Source organism: Caballeronia concitans (genome assembly GCF_001544615.1).
Classification (GTDB): Bacteria; Pseudomonadota; Gammaproteobacteria; order Burkholderiales; family Burkholderiaceae; genus Caballeronia; species Caballeronia concitans.
Genome location: NZ_FCNV02000003.1, coordinates 419,538 through 436,491, shown reverse-complemented (window position 1 = coordinate 436,491; position 16,954 = coordinate 419,538). Strand labels below are relative to the sequence as shown.

The following is a 16,954-nucleotide window of genomic DNA, read 5'->3' as shown; positions in this document are numbered from 1 at the left end:
CGTAATAAAACAGCAAGAGTGCCGCGTTCCCGCGCAGCCAAACGTTCGCGCGTGCAGCTTATGCGTGACTTGCGGGAGGGATGACGGCGCCGACTGTTCGACCGTATCCGAGAGAGGGCCCTAAGTGAATCTGCAAAACGTCACAATCAAGAACAAGCTGATTGCCGGCTTCGGCGTGCTCGCCGTGCTGGTGGTGCTGGTCGCGGGTATGTCGCTGCGCGCGCTGTCCGCCGCCACCGATGGCTTCGCGCATTATGTCCACGGCATCAACGCGCGCGCCGACGTGGCCGCCGAGATTCGCGCCGCCGTCGACCGGCGTGCGATTGCCGCGCGCAATCTCGTGCTGGTCACGAAACCCGCCGACATCGAACTGGAGAAGAACGAAGCCTTGCGTGCGCACGCCGATGTATCGGCGCGTCTGAAGCAGTTGAACGACATGATCGCCGCCGCGACCGACACGAGCGAGAAGGCGCGCGGCCTCGTGGCCGACATGATGCGCGTCGAGGCGCTATATGGGCCGGTGGCGACGAACATCCTGAATCTAACGCTCGCGGGCCGTCACGACGAGGCGGTCGTGAAGCTGGACGAAGATTGCCGGCCGCTGCTCGCGCAACTGGTGAAGGCGACGGTTGATTATGCGGCCTACACCAACGCCCGCCGCGATGAGATCGTGCGCGAGTACGAGGCGAGCTACGTGCAGCAGCGCAACCTGCTGATCGCGCTATGCACGATCGGCGCGCTCTTCGCGGTGTTCGCGGGCATCGCGATCACGCGTTCGATCACCGCGCCGATCGGCGTGGCGGTGGGCATCGCGCAGACGGTGGCGCGGGGCGACTTGCGCAGCCGCATCGTCGCGGAGAGAAAGGACGAGACCGGTGACCTGTTGCGTGCGCTTGCGCAGATGAATGCGCGCCTGACCGAGACCGTTGGCCGTGTGCGCGAGAGCAGCGGCGCGGTGGGCGGCGCGGCAAAGGAACTGGCGAGCGGCAACACGAACCTGAGCCAGCGCACGGAGGAGCAGGCGGCGTCGCTGGAAGAGACGGCGGCGAGCATGGAGCAGCTGACATCGACGGTGCGCCAGAATGCCGATAATGCGCAGCAGGCGAGTGCGCTGGCGTCGAATGCGTCGGATGTGGCGAGAAAGGGCAGCGATGTGGTGGAGCGGGTGGTATCGACGATGCAGGGCATCAGTGACAGTTCGACGAAGATTGCCGAGATCACGGGGATGATCGAGGGCATTGCGTTCCAGACGAACATTCTTGCGCTGAACGCGGCGGTGGAGGCAGCGCGCGCGGGCGAACATGGACGTGGCTTTGCGGTGGTGGCGAGTGAGGTGCGCGGCTTGGCGCAGCGTTCATCGACGGCGGCGAAGGAGATACGCGAGCTGATTGCGGAGTCGGTGGACAAGGTGCGAGGCGGATCGGCGCTGGCTGGCGAGGCGGGCACGACGATGGTCGAGGTGACGCGGGCGATTGCGCGCGTGACGGACATCATGGAGGAGATTGCGGCGGCGTCGGAGGAGCAGGGACGCGGCATCGAGCAGATCAACCAGGCGATCACGCAGATGGACGAGGTGACGCAGCAGAACGCGGCGTTGGTGGAGGAGGCGGCGGCGGCATCGCAGGCGCTGGAGGAACAGGGGCGCAGACTGAATGATGCGGTGGCGGTCTTCGCGGTGGAAGATCGGCAGTGAATTCGCGATGAGAGTTGAAGCGTTGAGTGGGTGGGCAACCCAAGGGTGTTAACGAGCCGAGGGGCTCGGAGGACGTGGCGCTCAGTGGGCGCGGAAGGTGATTCAGGGTTGTGTCAAGCTGAGTGCCAACGTGGTTCTACGGAGTGCAACGTAAAAAAACAGCGGGCGAAAAAGCTGCTTTCTTTGGTTACTTTCTTTGCAGCAGCAAAGAAAGTGACCCCCGCCCCGGGGAGGGGCGAGCTAATAGACCGACACGAAAAGAAAAGCACGAACGGTTCAGCGATTGACATCGACGATGACCCGCCCGGCGACTTCCCCACGAAGCAACGCAGCAGCAGCTTCGACCGCGTCTGAAAGCGAAACGACAGAAGCAACGCTTTCGATAGTATCGACAGACACATCCTCGGCGATGGAAGCCCAAGCAGCAACGCGTCGCGCACGCGGCACATAAACGCTATCGACCCCAAGCAACGCGACCCCGCGAAGAATAAAAGGTGCGACGGTAGCCGGCAGATCCATCCCCTGTGCGAGTCCACAAGCGGCCACGGCGCCGCCGTATCGCAGACTTGCGCAGACGTTGGCGAGCGTATGACTTCCGACACAGTCGACAGCCGCAGCAAACCGTTCCTTTTGCAACGGCTTCCCGGGCGCGGACAGCGCCGCCCGATCGATCACTTCCGCAGCCCCCAACTCGCGCAGCCGCGCGGCTTCCTCCGGCCGTCCGGTGGATGCCACCACGCGATACCCGCGCTTTGCGAGAATCGCGACAGCGAAACTGCCGACGCCGCCGTTCGCGCCGGTCACGAGCACATCGCCGTCCGATGCCGCGACGCCGTGCCGCTCGAGCGCCTGCACGCAGAGCATCGCGGTGTAGCCTGCGGTGCCGACGGCCATCGCCTGCCGCGTCGTGATGCCGGTGGGCAGCGGAATCAGATGATCGCCCGCCACGCGCGCCTTCTGCGCGAGCCCGCCCCAATGCGTTTCGCCCGCGCCCCAGCCGTTGAGCACCACGGCGTCGCCCGGCCGATACCCCGCATGCGTGCTTTCCTCGACGATGCCCGCGAAGTCGATGCCCGGCACCATCGGAAACGAGCGGACGACCGGCGCCTTGCCCGTGATCGCGAGCGCATCCTTGTAGTTGAGCGTCGAATAGTCGATGCGCACGAGCACGTCGCCATCCACGAGACGCGATTCGTCGATCGCCTGAATGGACGCGACCGTGCGATCGTCCTGTTTGTCGAGCAGAAGTGCGTTGAACATGAGCTGTTCCGTTGACGGTTGAAGGGCCGCAGCGGCACGCGCGCCGCCGCGCCGGCATTCACGCGTTATGCGCGTATCGCGTCAATGATGTTGGAAGTCCGCGCGCGGGGCGGGCGTCGCCTTCATCTTCGTGTACTGGAATTCCGGCAGCGCCTTGATGGCGTCCTTCGTCGCGCCGGCCAGCACGAGCTTGCCGTTCTTGAAATCGAGTTGCTCGACGGGAATCGCGACATCGTGATGCGACACGCCGAGGAACTGATTGGCCGAGATGATCGCGAAAGAGACCGAACGGTCGGGCGCGACGATGATGTCGTGAATCACGCCGACGCGCGCGCCCTGGTCGTTCACGACGGGCTTGTTGAGGATGGACTTCCTGACGCTCCATCCGTCGATGATCGCGGTCGATACCTGGACGGACACGCCGAGCGGCTGCGCACCCGCGACCTGCGCGAACGCGTGAGTGGAAGCCAGGCCGATAGCCGACGATGCGAGAAGCGATGCCACGAGTTTCAAGTTCATGTCGATTCCTCAAAAGATTTGGCAGACGATTCTTGATGCATGCGCCCAAGCCCGTTCGACAGAACCCGCAGCGCGATAGCTGTTTGACCGGTTATCGACGCTTTTGCAGCAACGGTGCCGCATCGCACCATGCGTGACGGGAAAGCTCAGTGCGAAATGCGCTTGAGCGCGTCGCCCTTGTGCACGGCGCGCTTGCCGCTCTTGTCGCTTTCCACTTCGTAATGCGGATCGTCGTGCGATGCGTTGACCGTGTGGCCATCGACCTTCGTTCGCGCCGATATCACGCGCACGATGCGCCCGGTCGTTTCGCCCTGCGGCGTGTTCCAGCTCACGTGGTCGTGCAGCTTGTAGCTGTGGCTCATGGCGTTTTCCTCCGATGAAGTAACGCGCAAAGCCCGCGCAACGGCCATGCCCATGCGCGGCGGTCAGCGCAGCCGAGAGAGCGTCGCGTCGTCGGGGCGGCCGCCGAAATACCGGCGCAGCGCTTCGTCGAAGATGGCGGGATCGGATGCGGTGCGCGCGAAGAGCGTCATCGACGAATGAAATTTCATGTCGTCCGGATAGCCGAAGATTTCCTCGACGCTGCGCTCGCGCACGCCATTGACCATGCCCGTCAGCTCGACGAGCCGTGCGCCCAGCACCGGATGCGCAAGATAAGCCTCGGCTTCGGCGCGCGACTGTATCGCGTAATGCTGCGCCATCTGGCTGTGCCCGAGCCCCGCGATCTGCGGAAACACGAACCACATCCAGTGCGTGCGTTTGCGCCCGGCGAGCAGTTCAGCGCGCACGTCGTCGATGACGCTGTCTTGCGCCGCGACGAAGCGCTGAAGGTTGAATGGATCGCTCATCGTTCATCTCCTGGCACGCGCGGCCGAGCGCTCAGGCCACGGCTTGCGCGATGCGCTCCCGCAGCTTCGCATCCGGATAGACGCCGATGCCCGCGTGCACGTTGTCGATCATGTATTCGCGCCGTCCCGTGCCGGGAATCACGCACGTGACGGCCGGATGGCCCAGCACGAACTTGAGCAGAAGCTGTGCCCAGCTCGTGCAGCCGAGATCGGCCGCGAAGGGCGGCAGGGGACGTCCGCGCAGACTCGCGAGCAGCGATCCGCCGCCGAACGGCTGATTCACGATGACTGCTACACCGCGTTCCGCCGCGAGCGGCAGGAGGCGCGCTTCGGCATCGCGGTCGTTGGCGGCGTAATTGATCTGCACGAAGTCGACGCGTTCCGTGCGCAGCACCGCTTCGACCTGGGGAAACGCGCTCGACGTGTAATGCGTCACGCCGATATACCGCACGCGCCCCGCGGCTTTCCAGTCGCGCAGCGTGGCGAGCTGCGTGCGCCAGTCGAGAAGATTGTGAATCTGCATCAGGTCGATGCGCTCAGCGGCGAGGCGCTGCATCGATTGACGCATCTGCGCGATGCCTTCGTCGCGGCCTTCGGTCCAGACTTTCGTCGCGATGAAGGCTTTCCCGCGCGCGTTCATTTCCGTGAGAAGCGCTCCGGCGACCGCTTCGGAGGTGCCGTACATCGGCGAGGAATCGATGACCGAGCCGCCCGCCGCGAAAAGCACGCGCAACACGGCGGCGAGTTCCCGGCGGCGCGCGGCGTCGTCGCCGACATCGAAGGTGCGCCAGGTGCCGCATCCGACGATGGGCAACGCCTCGCCCGTCGATGGAATCGGGCGTGTGTGCATCGGCGCAAAAGCGTCTTCAACCGGCGATGCGCTTCCGAGATGCGCGCCAAGCGCCGCGCCGGCTGCGGCGCGCAGGAAATCGCGCCGGTGGAAAGGGCCGCGCGTCATGGCGGTATTTGCCTTCGAGACACGGCTCATGGCGTCGGGCTCCTTCGGCCTGGAGCCACAGAATAGCGCGCCAACGCGACGGCTGCGGGCGCCACCGCTACTTCTTCTTCTTCGCTTCTTCCAGGCACGCGGCGAGCTGCTCGAAATACGCGAGCGCCTTCTTCGTCGGCACGACGGATTTGGTGCGCTGGTCCGCGCCGGTTTCGTCGAGCGTGACGAGCCCTTGCGCCTTGAGGCGCGTGAGCTTGCGATGCACCGTGGCCGGCGCGCCCGCCGTGGAGAGCGCCATGGTTTCCGTGACCGTCAGCGTGCGGCCCGCGTGCCAGGCGGCCGTGAGCGCTTCGAGCAGCCGTTCTTCGGCGGCATCGAGTTTGGGTACCGAGGGCAAGGCCTGAACCGCCTGAGCGAGGTTCAGAAAGCGGAAATAGGCGTCGACGAGATGTTTGTTCGCCATGGTCGTGCGCTTCCTTGGACGCTGCGTGTCATTGCTTCGATGTGCGGGTCATCATACTTGTTCCCGCCTTCGCGCCCGAACACAAAGTAACTTATCAAACTGATAAACAACTGCTATTATGCAGCAATCGGGTTGGCGATGATGACCATCATCGACTACGCGAGGACCTGAGAGAAGATAGGAAGGGTGGGACCGGCGCCGCTCGCATCATGCGAGGCGGCGCTTTTAGTTTTTTGCGCGGCGCGGCATCCGTCGCCCGGCTTGACGCGCGCTCAAGGCTTTTTCAGCACTTGCGCGCGCCGAAACGTCCTGAACCGCTCGCGCTGATGCTCGTCGTCGAAGTGCGCGCGCGCCGGCTTCACCAGATCGCTGCGCGACACGATGCCCACGAGCTTCATCGACGCCATGTCCGACACCACCGGCAAGCGCTCCAGTTCGTGCACGGCGAGGCGCGTCGCGGCGAGGCGGCACGGTTCGCCCGGCAGCGCGACGACGGGCGGCGCATCCGTCTGGCGCGCGAACGCGTCGCCGGCGGTCGCGGCACCCGATGCGGCGACCAGCGCCGCGCGATCCAGCATGCCGACGAGCGCGCCATCGCGCACGACCGGATACGCCCGATGCGCCTGCTGCGGCCCGAAATGCTGCGCGAGCACGTCGGAGAGCGGCGTGGCGGCGTCGATGGTGCGGACATCGCGCGTCATCACTTCATCGACATGATGACGTTCGAGCGGATCGACGCCATATTCCCGATAAATGTGATACCCGCGCCGCGCGATCTTCTCCGTCATGATCGAGCGCCGCATCACGACCGCCGAAAAGCCGTGCGCGACGAGCGTCGCCGCGAGCAGCGGCAGGAGCGCGTTGCTGTCGTGCGTGAGGCCGAACGCGAACACGATGGCCGTCAGCGGCGCGCCCAGCGTGGCGCCGAGCGTCGCGGCCATGCAGACGAGCGGCCACAGCGCGGCGTCGTGGCCGGGCAGCACCGCGCCGAGCGCCGTGCCGAGTCCCGCGCCGAGCATGAGCAGCGGCGCGAGCACGCCGCCCGACGTGCCCGACGCGAGCGCGACGACCCAGATCACCGCCTTCACCGCGAGTATCGCGAGCGCGATCTTAATGGCGATGTGCTGATGCAGCAGGTCGCCGATCACGTCGTAACCGACGCCGAGCGCGCGCGGCTCGATGAATCCGCCGATGCCGACAACCAAACCGCCGATGGCCGGCCACCACATCCAGTGCAGCGGCAGCTTGCCGAAGGCATCCTCGAGCTTGTAGAGCGCCGCCGACAGCCCCGACGCGAGCGCGCCCGACAGCAGTCCCGCGACGAGGCAAGACAGCAGCGAGATCATCTCGGGCGGCTGGGTCTGCATCGGAAAAAGCGCGCCGGTGCCGAACACCAGCGCCCGCGCGAAGCCCGCCACCGCGCACGCCAGCGCGACCGGCAGGAAGCTGCGCGGACGCCATTCGAAGAGCAGCAGTTCGACCGCGAGCAGCACCGCCGCGACCGGCGTGCCGAACACCGCCGTCATGCCGGCCGCCGCGCCCGCGACGAGCAGCGTCTTGCGCTCGGCGGCGGTTACGTCGATGCACTGCGCGATCAGCGAGCCGAGCGCGCCGCCCGTCATGATGATCGGGCCTTCCGCGCCGAACGGCCCGCCGCTGCCGATCACGATGCCCGACGACAGCGGCTTCAACACCGCCACTTTCGGCGACATGCGGCTCTTGCCGAAGAGAATCGCTTCGATCGCTTCGGGAATGCCGTGGCCGCGGATTTTCTCGGAGCCGAAGCGTGCCATCAACCCGACGATCAGCCCGCCGATCACCGGAATGACGATGACCCACGCGCCGAGCGTGTTCAGCGCGGGCGAGCGGTCCTCGATCGAAAACGTTCGGAAGAAAAACAGGTTCGTGAAGAGGTGAATGAGCGCGAGCAGCACGACCGCCGCAAGCGTGCTGATGCCGCCGATGACCGCCGCCAGTCCGCAGATGCGCAGAAGCCGGTCGTTGACGGCGAAGTCGCGTTTGTGATGGTTCATGCGAATGCTCCAGGAATGCTCAGAGGTCGATCTGCGGCACGCGGAACGCGCCTTCCAGCGATTTCAGTTCCGCGCGATGCAGCGCCGCGAGCCGCGCCAGCACTTGCTCGCCGCGCGGTTCGAGATGCACCTGCACCTGCCGCCGGTCCTCCGCGCTCGGTTCGCGCCGCACCAGCCCGAGCGCTTCGCAGCGCGTGACGAGCGCCACGACGCCGTGATGCTGCGACTGCAGCCGTTCGGCCAGCTCGCCGACCGTCGCCCATGCGCGGCCGGGATAGCCCTTGATATGAAGCAGCAGCAGATATTGCAACGGCGTGATGCCTTCTTCCTGCGCGGCGCGCTCGGAGAATCGCTCGAAGCGCCGCATTTGATAGCGGAATTCGGAAAGCTGCTCGAAGTCGGGTTTGGCTAAGGTGCGCGAGGTTTTCATCGGATGGTCAGGCGATCAGGCGATCAGGCAGTCTGGCGTTCGCCGGCAAAGCTCTGGCGATACAGTCCCGAAATGAGGTCGGTTTCCGTGATCATGCCGACCAGCCGCTTTTCCGAATCGACGACCGGAATGTGATGGTGGCCGAAGTCGGCGAACATCGGCACGAGATCGGCGATGGCGGTGCGGGCGTCGATCGTGCACACGTCCGTCGTCATCAGCGAGGCGACGCGCGGCGGCGTGGCGAGCGGCCCGCGCATGATCCGTTCGACCGCGCGCGCGAATGCATCGCGCGGACCGGCGACATGCGCCGGCGCAATGTCCGCGCGCGTGACGATGCCGGTCACGCGCCGCGCGGCATCGGTCACGGGCAGCGCCTTCACGCGATGCTTCTCCAGCAGCGCGAGCGCCTCTTCCGCGCTCGTTTCCGCCGATACCGCGACGACCGTGCGCGACATGATGTCCGCGCACGTGAACTCGGTGAAACGGCGCGCGTAAGCCCGCAATTGCGTTTCGCGCAGCAGCGCTTCGAGATCGTCCGGGTCGATGTCGAGCATTTCGCTGCGATGCGCGAGCACGGCTTCGAGATCGGCGCGCAGGAACGACGCGGCGTCGGGCGCGGCATTCGGCACTTTCGGCGCGGCCTGCGCGACGTGCGGATACCGGTGCCCCGTCAGCGCGTGGAACACGATGGCCGAGCACAGAAGCGCGAACGACTGGATTGCGACTGGCGCGAGCACGAAGCCGTAGCCGAGCGCGTGGATCGACGGGCCGCCGAGCACCGCCGTCAGCGCGACCGCGCCCGACGGCGGGTGCACGCAGCGCAGCGCGAACATCGCGCAGATGGCGAGCGCGACGGCGAGTGCGGCCGCATCGACGGGATCGTGGATCAGCGCGGCGCACGTCACGCCGACGATCGCGGACACGAGATTGCCGCCGATGATCGACCACGGCTGCGCGAGCGGGCTCGCGGGCACGGCGAACAGCAGCACGGCGGAGGCGCCCATCGGCGCGATCAGGAACGGAATGGCCGAAGCGTCGCCGACGACCAGATGCGCAATGCCGCCCGTCAGCGCAATGCCGATGAGCGCGCCCACGCCCGCGCGCAGGCGTTCGGTCCACTTGAGCGTGACCGGAGCGGGAAGAAAGCCATGTAACCAGCGAAGCAGGACGGAGCGCGACACGTTTCTTTAAGCCGTGAGGTCGATGAAGCCGATGAGTGGAAAGGGAGACGGCCGACCGGTGGGCGCGCGCCGAAAGCGTTAAATTATATCGCAACGTGATACAAATTGTCGCGGGGCCGTCGGCTCCTGTACGATGGACGTTCGCTCCGTTTCCATCGTCCGCCGACCATGAAGCGATTCCCGCATGCCCTGGCGTTGCTGCTGATCGCGCTTCCGGCGCTCGGCGCGCGGGCGGCCTCGCAGGAGGGCGACGATCCTTCGAGCATCGTGAGCGACGTGCACGAGTTCGTCGTATCGGACGACGGCTCCGTGACCGAGGACGACGCGACCGTGCTGCGCGCGAACACGGCGGCGGGCATCGACGAGATCGCGCAGCGTTACGTGTGGTACGACCGCAGCGTGTCGAAGGTGGAGATCGTCGAGGCTTATTCGGTCGATGCGAGCGGCGCGCGTCACGATGTTTCGCCCGATCAGATCCGCGACATTCAGGAGCCGCGTTCAGCCGGCGCGCCGACGTTTCAGGACGCGAAACTGCGTGCGGTGATCTTTCCGGCGGTGGGCGTCGGCTCGACGGTGCATCTGCATTTCAGGAAGAGCCAGGCGAGCCCGATCATCCCGGGGCAGTTCGATTACTACGTCGAGCCGGGGCAGCGGCCGGTGCTGGAACAGCGCCTCGTGTTCGATCTCCCCGCCGCCAAGCCGCTTTACGCCGATGCGCGCGGCTTCGTCGCCGAACCGCCCGTCACCGCGGACGGACGCACGCGTTATGCGTTCGACTATCGCCGCGAGAAGATCGCGCGCATCGAAAGCGGGTCGGTCGGCTATGCGCAGTACGGCGATCGGCTGATGGTCTCCACGTTTCCCGATTACGCGAGTTTCGCGGCGAGCTATCGCGCGCCCGCCGTCGACCCCACCGCGAACGATCCAGCGATACGCGCGCTCGCGCAATCGCTCACGCGCAATGACGCCGATACCCGCGCGAAGGCGAAAACGCTCTACGACTGGGTGCGCCGCAATATCCGCTACGTCGCGATGTTCATTGGACAAAGCCCGGCGACGCCGCATCGCGTGACGGACGTGCTCGCGAACCGTTACGGCGATTGCAAGGACCACGTGGCGCTGTACGGCGCATTGCTCGATGCCGTCGGTGTGCGCAACGAGCCTGCGCTGATCGGGCTCGGCTCGGTGTACGCGCTGCCCTCGGTGCCGGGCTATGGATCGGGCGCGATCAATCACGTCATCACGTATCTGCCGGAACTGGAGATGTACGCGGACAGCACGGCGTCGAGCGTCGAATTCGGCTTCTTGCCGCTCGCCGACATGGACCGGCCGACGGTGCTCGTGGAATCCGCCGTGCTGGCGCGCACGCCTCCGACGCAGGCCTTGTCGCGCACGGCGCGCTTGCAGATCGACGTCGCGCCGGAGGGCGTCGCGCGCTTCGCGTACTGGGTCGAGGACGCGGGATGGAGCGCCGAAATCGAGCGGATGAATCTTCGGCTCGCGAGTGCGCAAAGGCGGGATCAGATCGCGGCGGATCGCTTGCGTTATACGAATCTGCGCGGCGCGGCCGCGTTGACCACGAGCGATATCGACGCCACCAGCGGCCCGTTCGAAACCACCTTGCGCGGCACGCTCGATGAAATCGTGTGGCCGACCGGCACGACCGCGTTGCCCGCGTTGACGAGTCTTTCGGGCGGCATCGCGACGCAGACGCGCAACTGGCTTGCCGAACGCACGCGCACGCAGCCTTACTTGTGCGTCGGCGGCGCTTACGACGAGGTCTCGCAGATTGCGCTTCCCAAAGCGATGCAAGTGGTCGAAGTCCCCGACGATCTCACTGTGACGAGTGAGTTTTTCAGCTATCGCGCGCGCTATGTGTTCGATCCGTCGAGCAACGTGATTCAGGTATCGCGCACGCTGAATGCGCGCTTCGGCAAGCAGATGTGTTCACCCGATGATTTCAAAATGGCGCTTCCGTCGCTCAAGAAAATCGAGCGCGATACGCAAGCGCAGATCATCGTCAAGGCGTCCGGGCACTGAGTGGATTCATTGGACATCGCGCGCCACGCGAAAGCCGTTTTGCGATTGACGCACGCTCGCGCTGTATTTGAAGCGCGTCGCCGATTGCATGTACGTCGCGCCTTCGCGCCACGATCCGCCGCGAATCACGCGCACGGAGCAACTTGGATCGTCCCACGCGCGGCCATCGGCGGGGGCGTTCTTGTATGAGCTATGCCAGCAATCGGCGACCCATTCCCATACGCTGCCGTTGACGTCGTAGAGGCCGAAAGGATTCGCTGCGAACGAGCCTGCGGGCGTGGGACTATCCGCACGATACGGCTCGCCGCAGTCCTTGCAATCGGCCGTGCCTTTCTTCATTTGCTCGCCCCACCAGTAAGTGCTTTGCGTCCCGCCGCGCGCTGCATATTCCCACTCGGCTTCTGTCGGCAGACGATAAGGCTTGCCGCCTACTTTGCTTAGCCATTTCACATAGACTTGCGCGTCGTCCCAGCTCACATTGCGCATCGGTGAGTTGGCGACCGGAGCGGCGGCGCTGCTGTCCGGCGCGATGCGCGTGCACGCGCCTGCATCCGCGCATGCGTTCCATTGCTCGACGGTCACTTCGTATTTGCCGATGGCGAATGGCCGTGCAATGTTCACGCGATGCGGCGGCTTTTCGGCGGGATCGTCGTTGTTGCTGCCCATCGTGAAGCTGCCGGGCGAGATCGGTATCAGCAGCGGACACGCCGGGCAATCCTTGATCTCACTCGCCGTGGCTTTGGTCGTGGTGTTCGCGTTGGTGGCGGGTTTGGTTGCAACGGCTGCGGGCGCGGCGGTCTCCTGCCGTGGCTTTTCCGTCGTATTTACGGGCGATGCAGGCTTGACAGGCGCAGGCGCGGAAGCGGCGGGCTTCGCGTTTGCCGATGCACGCAATCGCTCGATGCGCGCCTTGGCAAGCGCCGCAAAGCGTCCGTTGGGATAAGCCTTCAAATACGCTTCGTAATCGCTCGGAAAGGTACTGTCCTTGATCGAATCCCAGAAGGTCAACTCATATTGCTCATTGCTATCTTTAGGGAGAATGCCGCGTGTGCTGAGTGGCGTTTCCGCGATGCTCGCCAATCGATCGGTCGTTTGAAGATTCACTGCATGACGTCCAAGCGCGAAGTCTCCTGCGAGCGTCGATGCGATCCACGGTCGTTGTGCGCCATGCGTTCTTCGTTGCACATCGGACGCAGCGATATCGAATGAAGCGGCCGTTACGTTCGAATGCGCGTTCAACGCCCGCAAGATCGCTGCGGTAAAGAACCCATTGCGTGTGCTTTCGATTGCGAGTGAATCCGGCGACGCTGCATACGCCACCAACGTGCGCGGCGGCAAATTCAACGCGCGTGCAGGCGTGTGGCCGAAGGGATCGTTCAGACACATATCGAGCACGACGATGTTCGTTGCACGCGGTCTGTGATGCGCCAATCGAGTGACGATATCCTTCACCGCGACGCCTTTCTTCAGCAAGCCGAGCGGTGCATTCTCGTGAGCGTCGAGCGGAAGGAGCAGCGCGTCGCCTCCGGCCTGAATGCCGTGGCCCGCGAAATAGATGAGCGCGGTATCGCGTGCGCCGAGACGATCGATGAACGCATCGAGCGCATGCTGCATTGCGTCGGCGTTCAGGTCGGTTTGCCGCGTGACGGTAAAGCCGAGCGATGCAAGCGTGTCGCCGATGTCGTTCGCATCGCGTTGCGCGCTTGCTAAAGGACGCTCCTCATATTCCGCATTGCCGATGACCAGCGCCACGCGATGATCCGCCTCTTTAGCCGCGACCACGGCGGGCGGTGAAGGAGGGCGCGCAGACTGCGCGAGCGTCGCGCCGATCGTAACGAACATGCCCGCGATCAAGAGAATTCGCCACATATTCATATCCTGTCCGTTCGGCTTCGATTAAGCGGCAAGCGCTGCTTGCGCGGCTTTCGATAACACCTCACAACGATAGCACGCTGTCATTGCCGATTAATCCCCTAAAAAGAAGGTATGCGAACGAGGCAATGCGCATCTCTCTCGACGCGCGTATCTTTTCAAAACGTTACGTCCTAATCTAAAAGCGAACGACAGGCGGCATATCGAGCACGGACGTGCGCGTCGTCATACCGACGCGATCGAATGCCGGACTCTTCCTCCGAGCTCCTTGAAGAGGCATCCATAAAATGCTGAGAAGAACCGTGCTGGGCGCATTGGCTTCCCTCGCTGCACTGGCCGCCGATTCGTCGTTCTCTGCCGGGCGTACCCGCACGCCTGCGCCGGCGAATGCAGAGGCGTACATCATCTGGCCGTCCGACGGCGCGGTGATCAGCGGCGGCAAGCTATGGGTGCGCATGGGCTTGCGCAACATGGGCGTATGTCCGAAGGGAATCGACATGCCGAATGTCGGTCATCACCATTTGCTGGTCGATACGGACTTGCCGCCGCTCGATCAGGAGATTCCATCGGATCGAAATCATCTGCATTACGGCGCGGGCGAAACCGATGCGCGCCTCGAATTGCCGCCCGGAAAACATACGCTGCAATTGCTGATGGGCGATTACAACCACGTACCGCACGACCCGCCCGTCTATTCGAAGAAGATCACGATCACGGTGACCTGATCCGCGTCTCGATCGGGTCTCATCACGCGCGCACTCGCCGAGGGCAAACGACATGAATCCACAACTCGCTGGCGCGTTCTCGCGCTCACGATCGATCCTGCTCGCCGCCATGCTGGCGCTCCCGTTTCATGCGGGTTTCGCGGAAGGCGGACCAACGCCCGCGCCTGCGAACGCGTATGCGTATATCGGCTATCCGAACAACGGGCAGACGTTGCCCGCAGGAAAGCCGTTTCGCGTGTGGTTCGGCCTGCGCTTCATGGGCGTTGCGCCGCGCGGGGTGAAATTCCCTAACACGGGTCATCATCATTTGCTGATCGATACGCCTCTGCCGCCGCTCGATCAGGAAATTCCTTCGGACCGCAATCACCTGCATTTCGGTGCGGGCGAAACCGAAGCAATGCTCGAACTGGCACCGGGTAAGCACACGCTTCAACTTCTGATGGGCGATGACCGGCATATCCCGCATAACCCGCCGGTCTATTCGAAGGTCATCACCATTTACGTGAAATGAGCGGTGTCTGTTTGAATCAAACGGTTGGATTGCGAAGTGTCGGTGATGGAACGTCAGTGAGTTGCGGAGTCAGTCGATGCAGTGCGTTTAAAAATTGGCTACAGGGCATGTGCAGCAAGGATGTCGGCGAAATGCGCTCAAAGTGGCACACCTCATGCGTTTAACTGGCCCGAGCAAACAGATTGCTCGAACTCACCAAACGCGCGATGCGCACCCAAGGAGAACCACCATGAAGACGCTGACCATCCAGGACCTTCCCGTTACCGAAGAACTCGATCGCCGTGCGATGTCGGCCGTGCGCGGCGGCAGTTCGTTCTATTTCCCCGGCTACGACGTCTCGAAGTACGACCTGACGTTCAACACGCAGCAACTCATCGATCAGTCGCAAAGCACGGAAAACCATAACGGCGTGAACGTGGCGTTCGCCAACGACATTACGTCGAACGTGAAGCCGAAACAGGAAGCGCACAACACCAGCACCATCAACATCGGCTCGGGCTTCATGGTCCGCTGATCGACAGACGTTCTCAAACCAGCCTACGCCTCGCCAGGAGCCTGAATCATGTCCACACTCGTCATCCGCGATCTCGTCCACCACGCCGAAATGGGCCGCAACGAAATGTCCGCCGTGCGCGGCGGCATGGGCCTGTATTTCCCGAGCTACAACGCTTCGTACAGCCTCGACGCCACGACGCAACAACTCGCCAATCAGGCGCAGAAGACGTTCAACGCCAATGGCGTGAACGACGCGTTCGCGCAGGACATCACGTCGAAGGTCGGCCCGAAACAGAAGGCGAATAACGACAGCAGCATTAACGTGTACGGGCCGTATGCGTTGTAACGATGCCCGATACAAGCCGCGCGGCGACGCGGTAAGGCATTCAGGTAGTTAAGCGGTACAGGCGGAGCACGGGGAGCTCCGCTTTTTCGAGCAGCGCGCTGCGTGACAGGCGGCGCGTTTCCCCGCATCAGTGAGCGCTGGAGTGAATCGTGCGAGCCCTGTTGTCATCGTTGCGCCGGACAGTCGTATGCGCGAGTGCATGCACCGCTGTGCTGCTCGCGGGATGTATCGACGTGAAGGTGCCCGTCTATAAGCGTCCCGATACGCCTGAGAAAACGGCCTTCACCACGTTCGACGCATCCAGAGTCGCCGCCGCCGACACCATTCAGCCCGACTGGTGGAAGCAATTCCGCGATCCCCATCTCGACGCACTGGTGGACACGGCAATTCAAGGCAACTTCGATATCAAGGTGCTGGCCGCGCGCATTCAAGTGGCAGGCGCGCAAATTGGCGAAGCACGCGCGGGCGCGTTGCCGTCGATGGATCTCGGTGCGGGCGCGAGCTTTGAAAAGACGACAGGACAGCCGTTCTCCAAACAATACAACCTTGCTACTCAGGTCAATTGGGATATCGACATATGGGGCGCGGTGGAAAAGGGCGTGCAGGCGCAGAAGGCCGAATATCGCGCGACCGAAGCCGATTGGCGCGCGGGTTATCTTCAACTCGTGGCGAGCGTGTCCACGACGTATTTTCAGATTCTTCAGTTCGATGACCAGATCGGGCAGCAACAGCAGACCATCAAGACGAATCAACAGATCCTGACCATCTTCCAGGGCATGGAGAAAAACGGACTCGTGCCGCACACGCAAGTGCTCACGCAGCGTGCGGAATTGAATCGTCTGACGCGTGACTTACTCGAATTGCGTCGCTCGCGCGATCTTGCGGACAATGCGCTTGCCACGCTCATCGGCGTGCCCGCAGGCGAATTCGAGGTGCCGGATGGTCAACTGGAAAAGCGCGTGCACATTCCGCCCGTACCATCAGGCTTGCCCTCGCAATTGCTTTCACGTCGGCCGGATCTCATCGCCGCCGAATATCGTGTGCTCGAATCCTACGACCTTGTCGGCCAGGCGAAGCTCGCGCAATTGCCCACGATCAGTCTGACCGGACGCGGTGGCACAGCGAGCTTCGCGCTGACGGATTTATTGAAGTCCTTCACGTTCAGCTTCATGCCGAGCATCAATATCCCGATTCTCGATCCGGGCGTGCGCGCTCACGTGAAGACGACGCAAGCGCAAAGCACCGTGGCCGAACAGCAATACCGCAGCACGGTGATGGGCGCGTTCGAAGAAGTGGAAAACGCACTCGTCAATCTGGATTCGCACACTAAGCAGCGCGACGAGCTGCAGCAGGAAGTGGCGCACCTGACTATCGTGGCGGCGCAAATCGACGCGCAACTCAAGGAAGGCGTGATTTCTCAACTGGAAGTATTTGAGACCGAACGTACGCTTCTGGCGGCGCAACTTGCATTGCTCGCGAACCATCAGCAAATGCTTTCCGATACGGTAACCCTATATAAAGCGCTCGGCGGCGGATGGCCGGCAATCGACGTGCGAAGCGCCGCTAATTGACTACGACGATGCGTGACT

The 16,954-nt window shown here is 63.6% G+C and carries 17 protein-coding genes; 7 read left to right on the top strand and 10 right to left on the bottom strand.

The genetic code is table 11. The features are described 5' to 3' along the window. The first annotated feature begins 124 nt into the window (after positions 1-124). Positions 125-1,693 (top strand): methyl-accepting chemotaxis protein, encoded by a 1,569-nt coding sequence (locus AWB72_RS11620; protein ID WP_040050944.1) that lies wholly within the window; start codon positions 125-127, stop codon positions 1,691-1,693. A 276-nt stretch (positions 1,694-1,969) separates the two neighbouring features. On the opposite strand, the gene acuI is transcribed toward AWB72_RS11620, so the two are convergent. From acuI to AWB72_RS11575, 9 genes are all read right to left on the bottom strand, one after another. Continuing rightward, a complete protein-coding gene (gene acuI, locus AWB72_RS11615) occupies positions 1,970-2,953 on the bottom strand; it encodes an acrylyl-CoA reductase (NADPH) (protein ID WP_040050943.1) in 984 nt (327 codons plus the stop codon). A gap of 81 nt (positions 2,954-3,034) precedes the next feature. Then, the gene (locus AWB72_RS11610) at positions 3,035-3,472 is read right to left on the bottom strand and encodes a PRC-barrel domain-containing protein (RefSeq protein WP_040050942.1); all 438 of its coding nucleotides are present in this window, start codon (positions 3,470-3,472) and stop codon (positions 3,035-3,037) included. A gap of 146 nt (positions 3,473-3,618) precedes the next feature. Further along, on the bottom strand, positions 3,619-3,834 hold the full coding sequence (locus tag AWB72_RS11605) for a hypervirulence associated TUDOR domain-containing protein (protein WP_040050941.1): 216 nt from the start codon (positions 3,832-3,834) through the stop codon (positions 3,619-3,621). 63 nt (positions 3,835-3,897) lie between these two features. Then, a complete protein-coding gene (locus AWB72_RS11600; RefSeq protein ID WP_040050940.1) occupies positions 3,898-4,320 on the bottom strand; it encodes a DUF1810 domain-containing protein in 423 nt (140 codons plus the stop codon). A 31-nt stretch (positions 4,321-4,351) separates the two neighbouring features. Then, entirely contained in the window at positions 4,352-5,308 is a 957-nt protein-coding gene (locus AWB72_RS11595) for an aldo/keto reductase (RefSeq protein WP_244285593.1), read from the bottom strand. 67 nt (positions 5,309-5,375) lie between these two features. Beyond that, positions 5,376-5,732, bottom strand: coding sequence for a MarR family transcriptional regulator (locus AWB72_RS11590; RefSeq protein ID WP_040050938.1), 357 nt, complete (start codon positions 5,730-5,732; stop codon positions 5,376-5,378). Between the two features lie 272 nt (positions 5,733-6,004). Next, complete coding sequence (locus tag AWB72_RS11585; RefSeq protein WP_244285592.1) at positions 6,005-7,765, bottom strand: chloride channel protein; 1,761 nt, start codon at positions 7,763-7,765, stop codon at positions 6,005-6,007. 19 nt (positions 7,766-7,784) lie between these two features. Continuing rightward, a complete protein-coding gene (locus tag AWB72_RS11580; protein WP_040052308.1) occupies positions 7,785-8,195 on the bottom strand; it encodes a MarR family winged helix-turn-helix transcriptional regulator in 411 nt (136 codons plus the stop codon). Between the two features lie 23 nt (positions 8,196-8,218). Continuing rightward, complete coding sequence (locus tag AWB72_RS11575; RefSeq protein ID WP_040052307.1) at positions 8,219-9,376, bottom strand: HPP family protein; 1,158 nt, start codon at positions 9,374-9,376, stop codon at positions 8,219-8,221. 168 nt (positions 9,377-9,544) lie between these two features. Here AWB72_RS11575 and AWB72_RS11570 point away from each other — a divergent pair, with 168 nt between their 5' ends. After that, positions 9,545-11,416, top strand: a complete 1,872-nt coding sequence (locus AWB72_RS11570) for a DUF3857 domain-containing transglutaminase family protein (protein ID WP_040052306.1) — start codon at positions 9,545-9,547, stop codon at positions 11,414-11,416. 6 nt (positions 11,417-11,422) lie between these two features. Here the strand turns inward: AWB72_RS11570 and AWB72_RS11565 are convergent, their stop codons facing one another. Continuing rightward, on the bottom strand, positions 11,423-13,285 hold the full coding sequence (locus AWB72_RS11565) for an SUMF1/EgtB/PvdO family nonheme iron enzyme (protein ID WP_040052380.1): 1,863 nt from the start codon (positions 13,283-13,285) through the stop codon (positions 11,423-11,425). Between the two features lie 290 nt (positions 13,286-13,575). On the opposite strand from AWB72_RS11565, the gene AWB72_RS11560 reads away from it, so the two are divergent. The 5 genes from AWB72_RS11560 (at position 13,576) to AWB72_RS11540 (ending at position 16,936) form a co-directional block, all read left to right on the top strand. Next, positions 13,576-14,013, top strand: coding sequence for a DUF4399 domain-containing protein (locus AWB72_RS11560; protein ID WP_040052305.1), 438 nt, complete (start codon positions 13,576-13,578; stop codon positions 14,011-14,013). 109 nt (positions 14,014-14,122) lie between these two features. Next, on the top strand, positions 14,123-14,524 hold the full coding sequence (locus AWB72_RS11555) for a DUF4399 domain-containing protein (RefSeq protein ID WP_052450057.1): 402 nt from the start codon (positions 14,123-14,125) through the stop codon (positions 14,522-14,524). A 229-nt stretch (positions 14,525-14,753) separates the two neighbouring features. Beyond that, positions 14,754-15,038 (top strand): hypothetical protein, encoded by a 285-nt coding sequence (locus AWB72_RS11550; RefSeq protein WP_040052303.1) that lies wholly within the window; start codon positions 14,754-14,756, stop codon positions 15,036-15,038. A gap of 48 nt (positions 15,039-15,086) precedes the next feature. Then, a complete protein-coding gene (locus AWB72_RS11545) occupies positions 15,087-15,365 on the top strand; it encodes a hypothetical protein (RefSeq protein WP_052450051.1) in 279 nt (92 codons plus the stop codon). Between the two features lie 149 nt (positions 15,366-15,514). Then, the gene (locus AWB72_RS11540; protein ID WP_244285591.1) at positions 15,515-16,936 is read left to right on the top strand and encodes an efflux transporter outer membrane subunit; all 1,422 of its coding nucleotides are present in this window, start codon (positions 15,515-15,517) and stop codon (positions 16,934-16,936) included. The last annotated feature ends 18 nt before the right edge of the window (positions 16,937-16,954 follow it).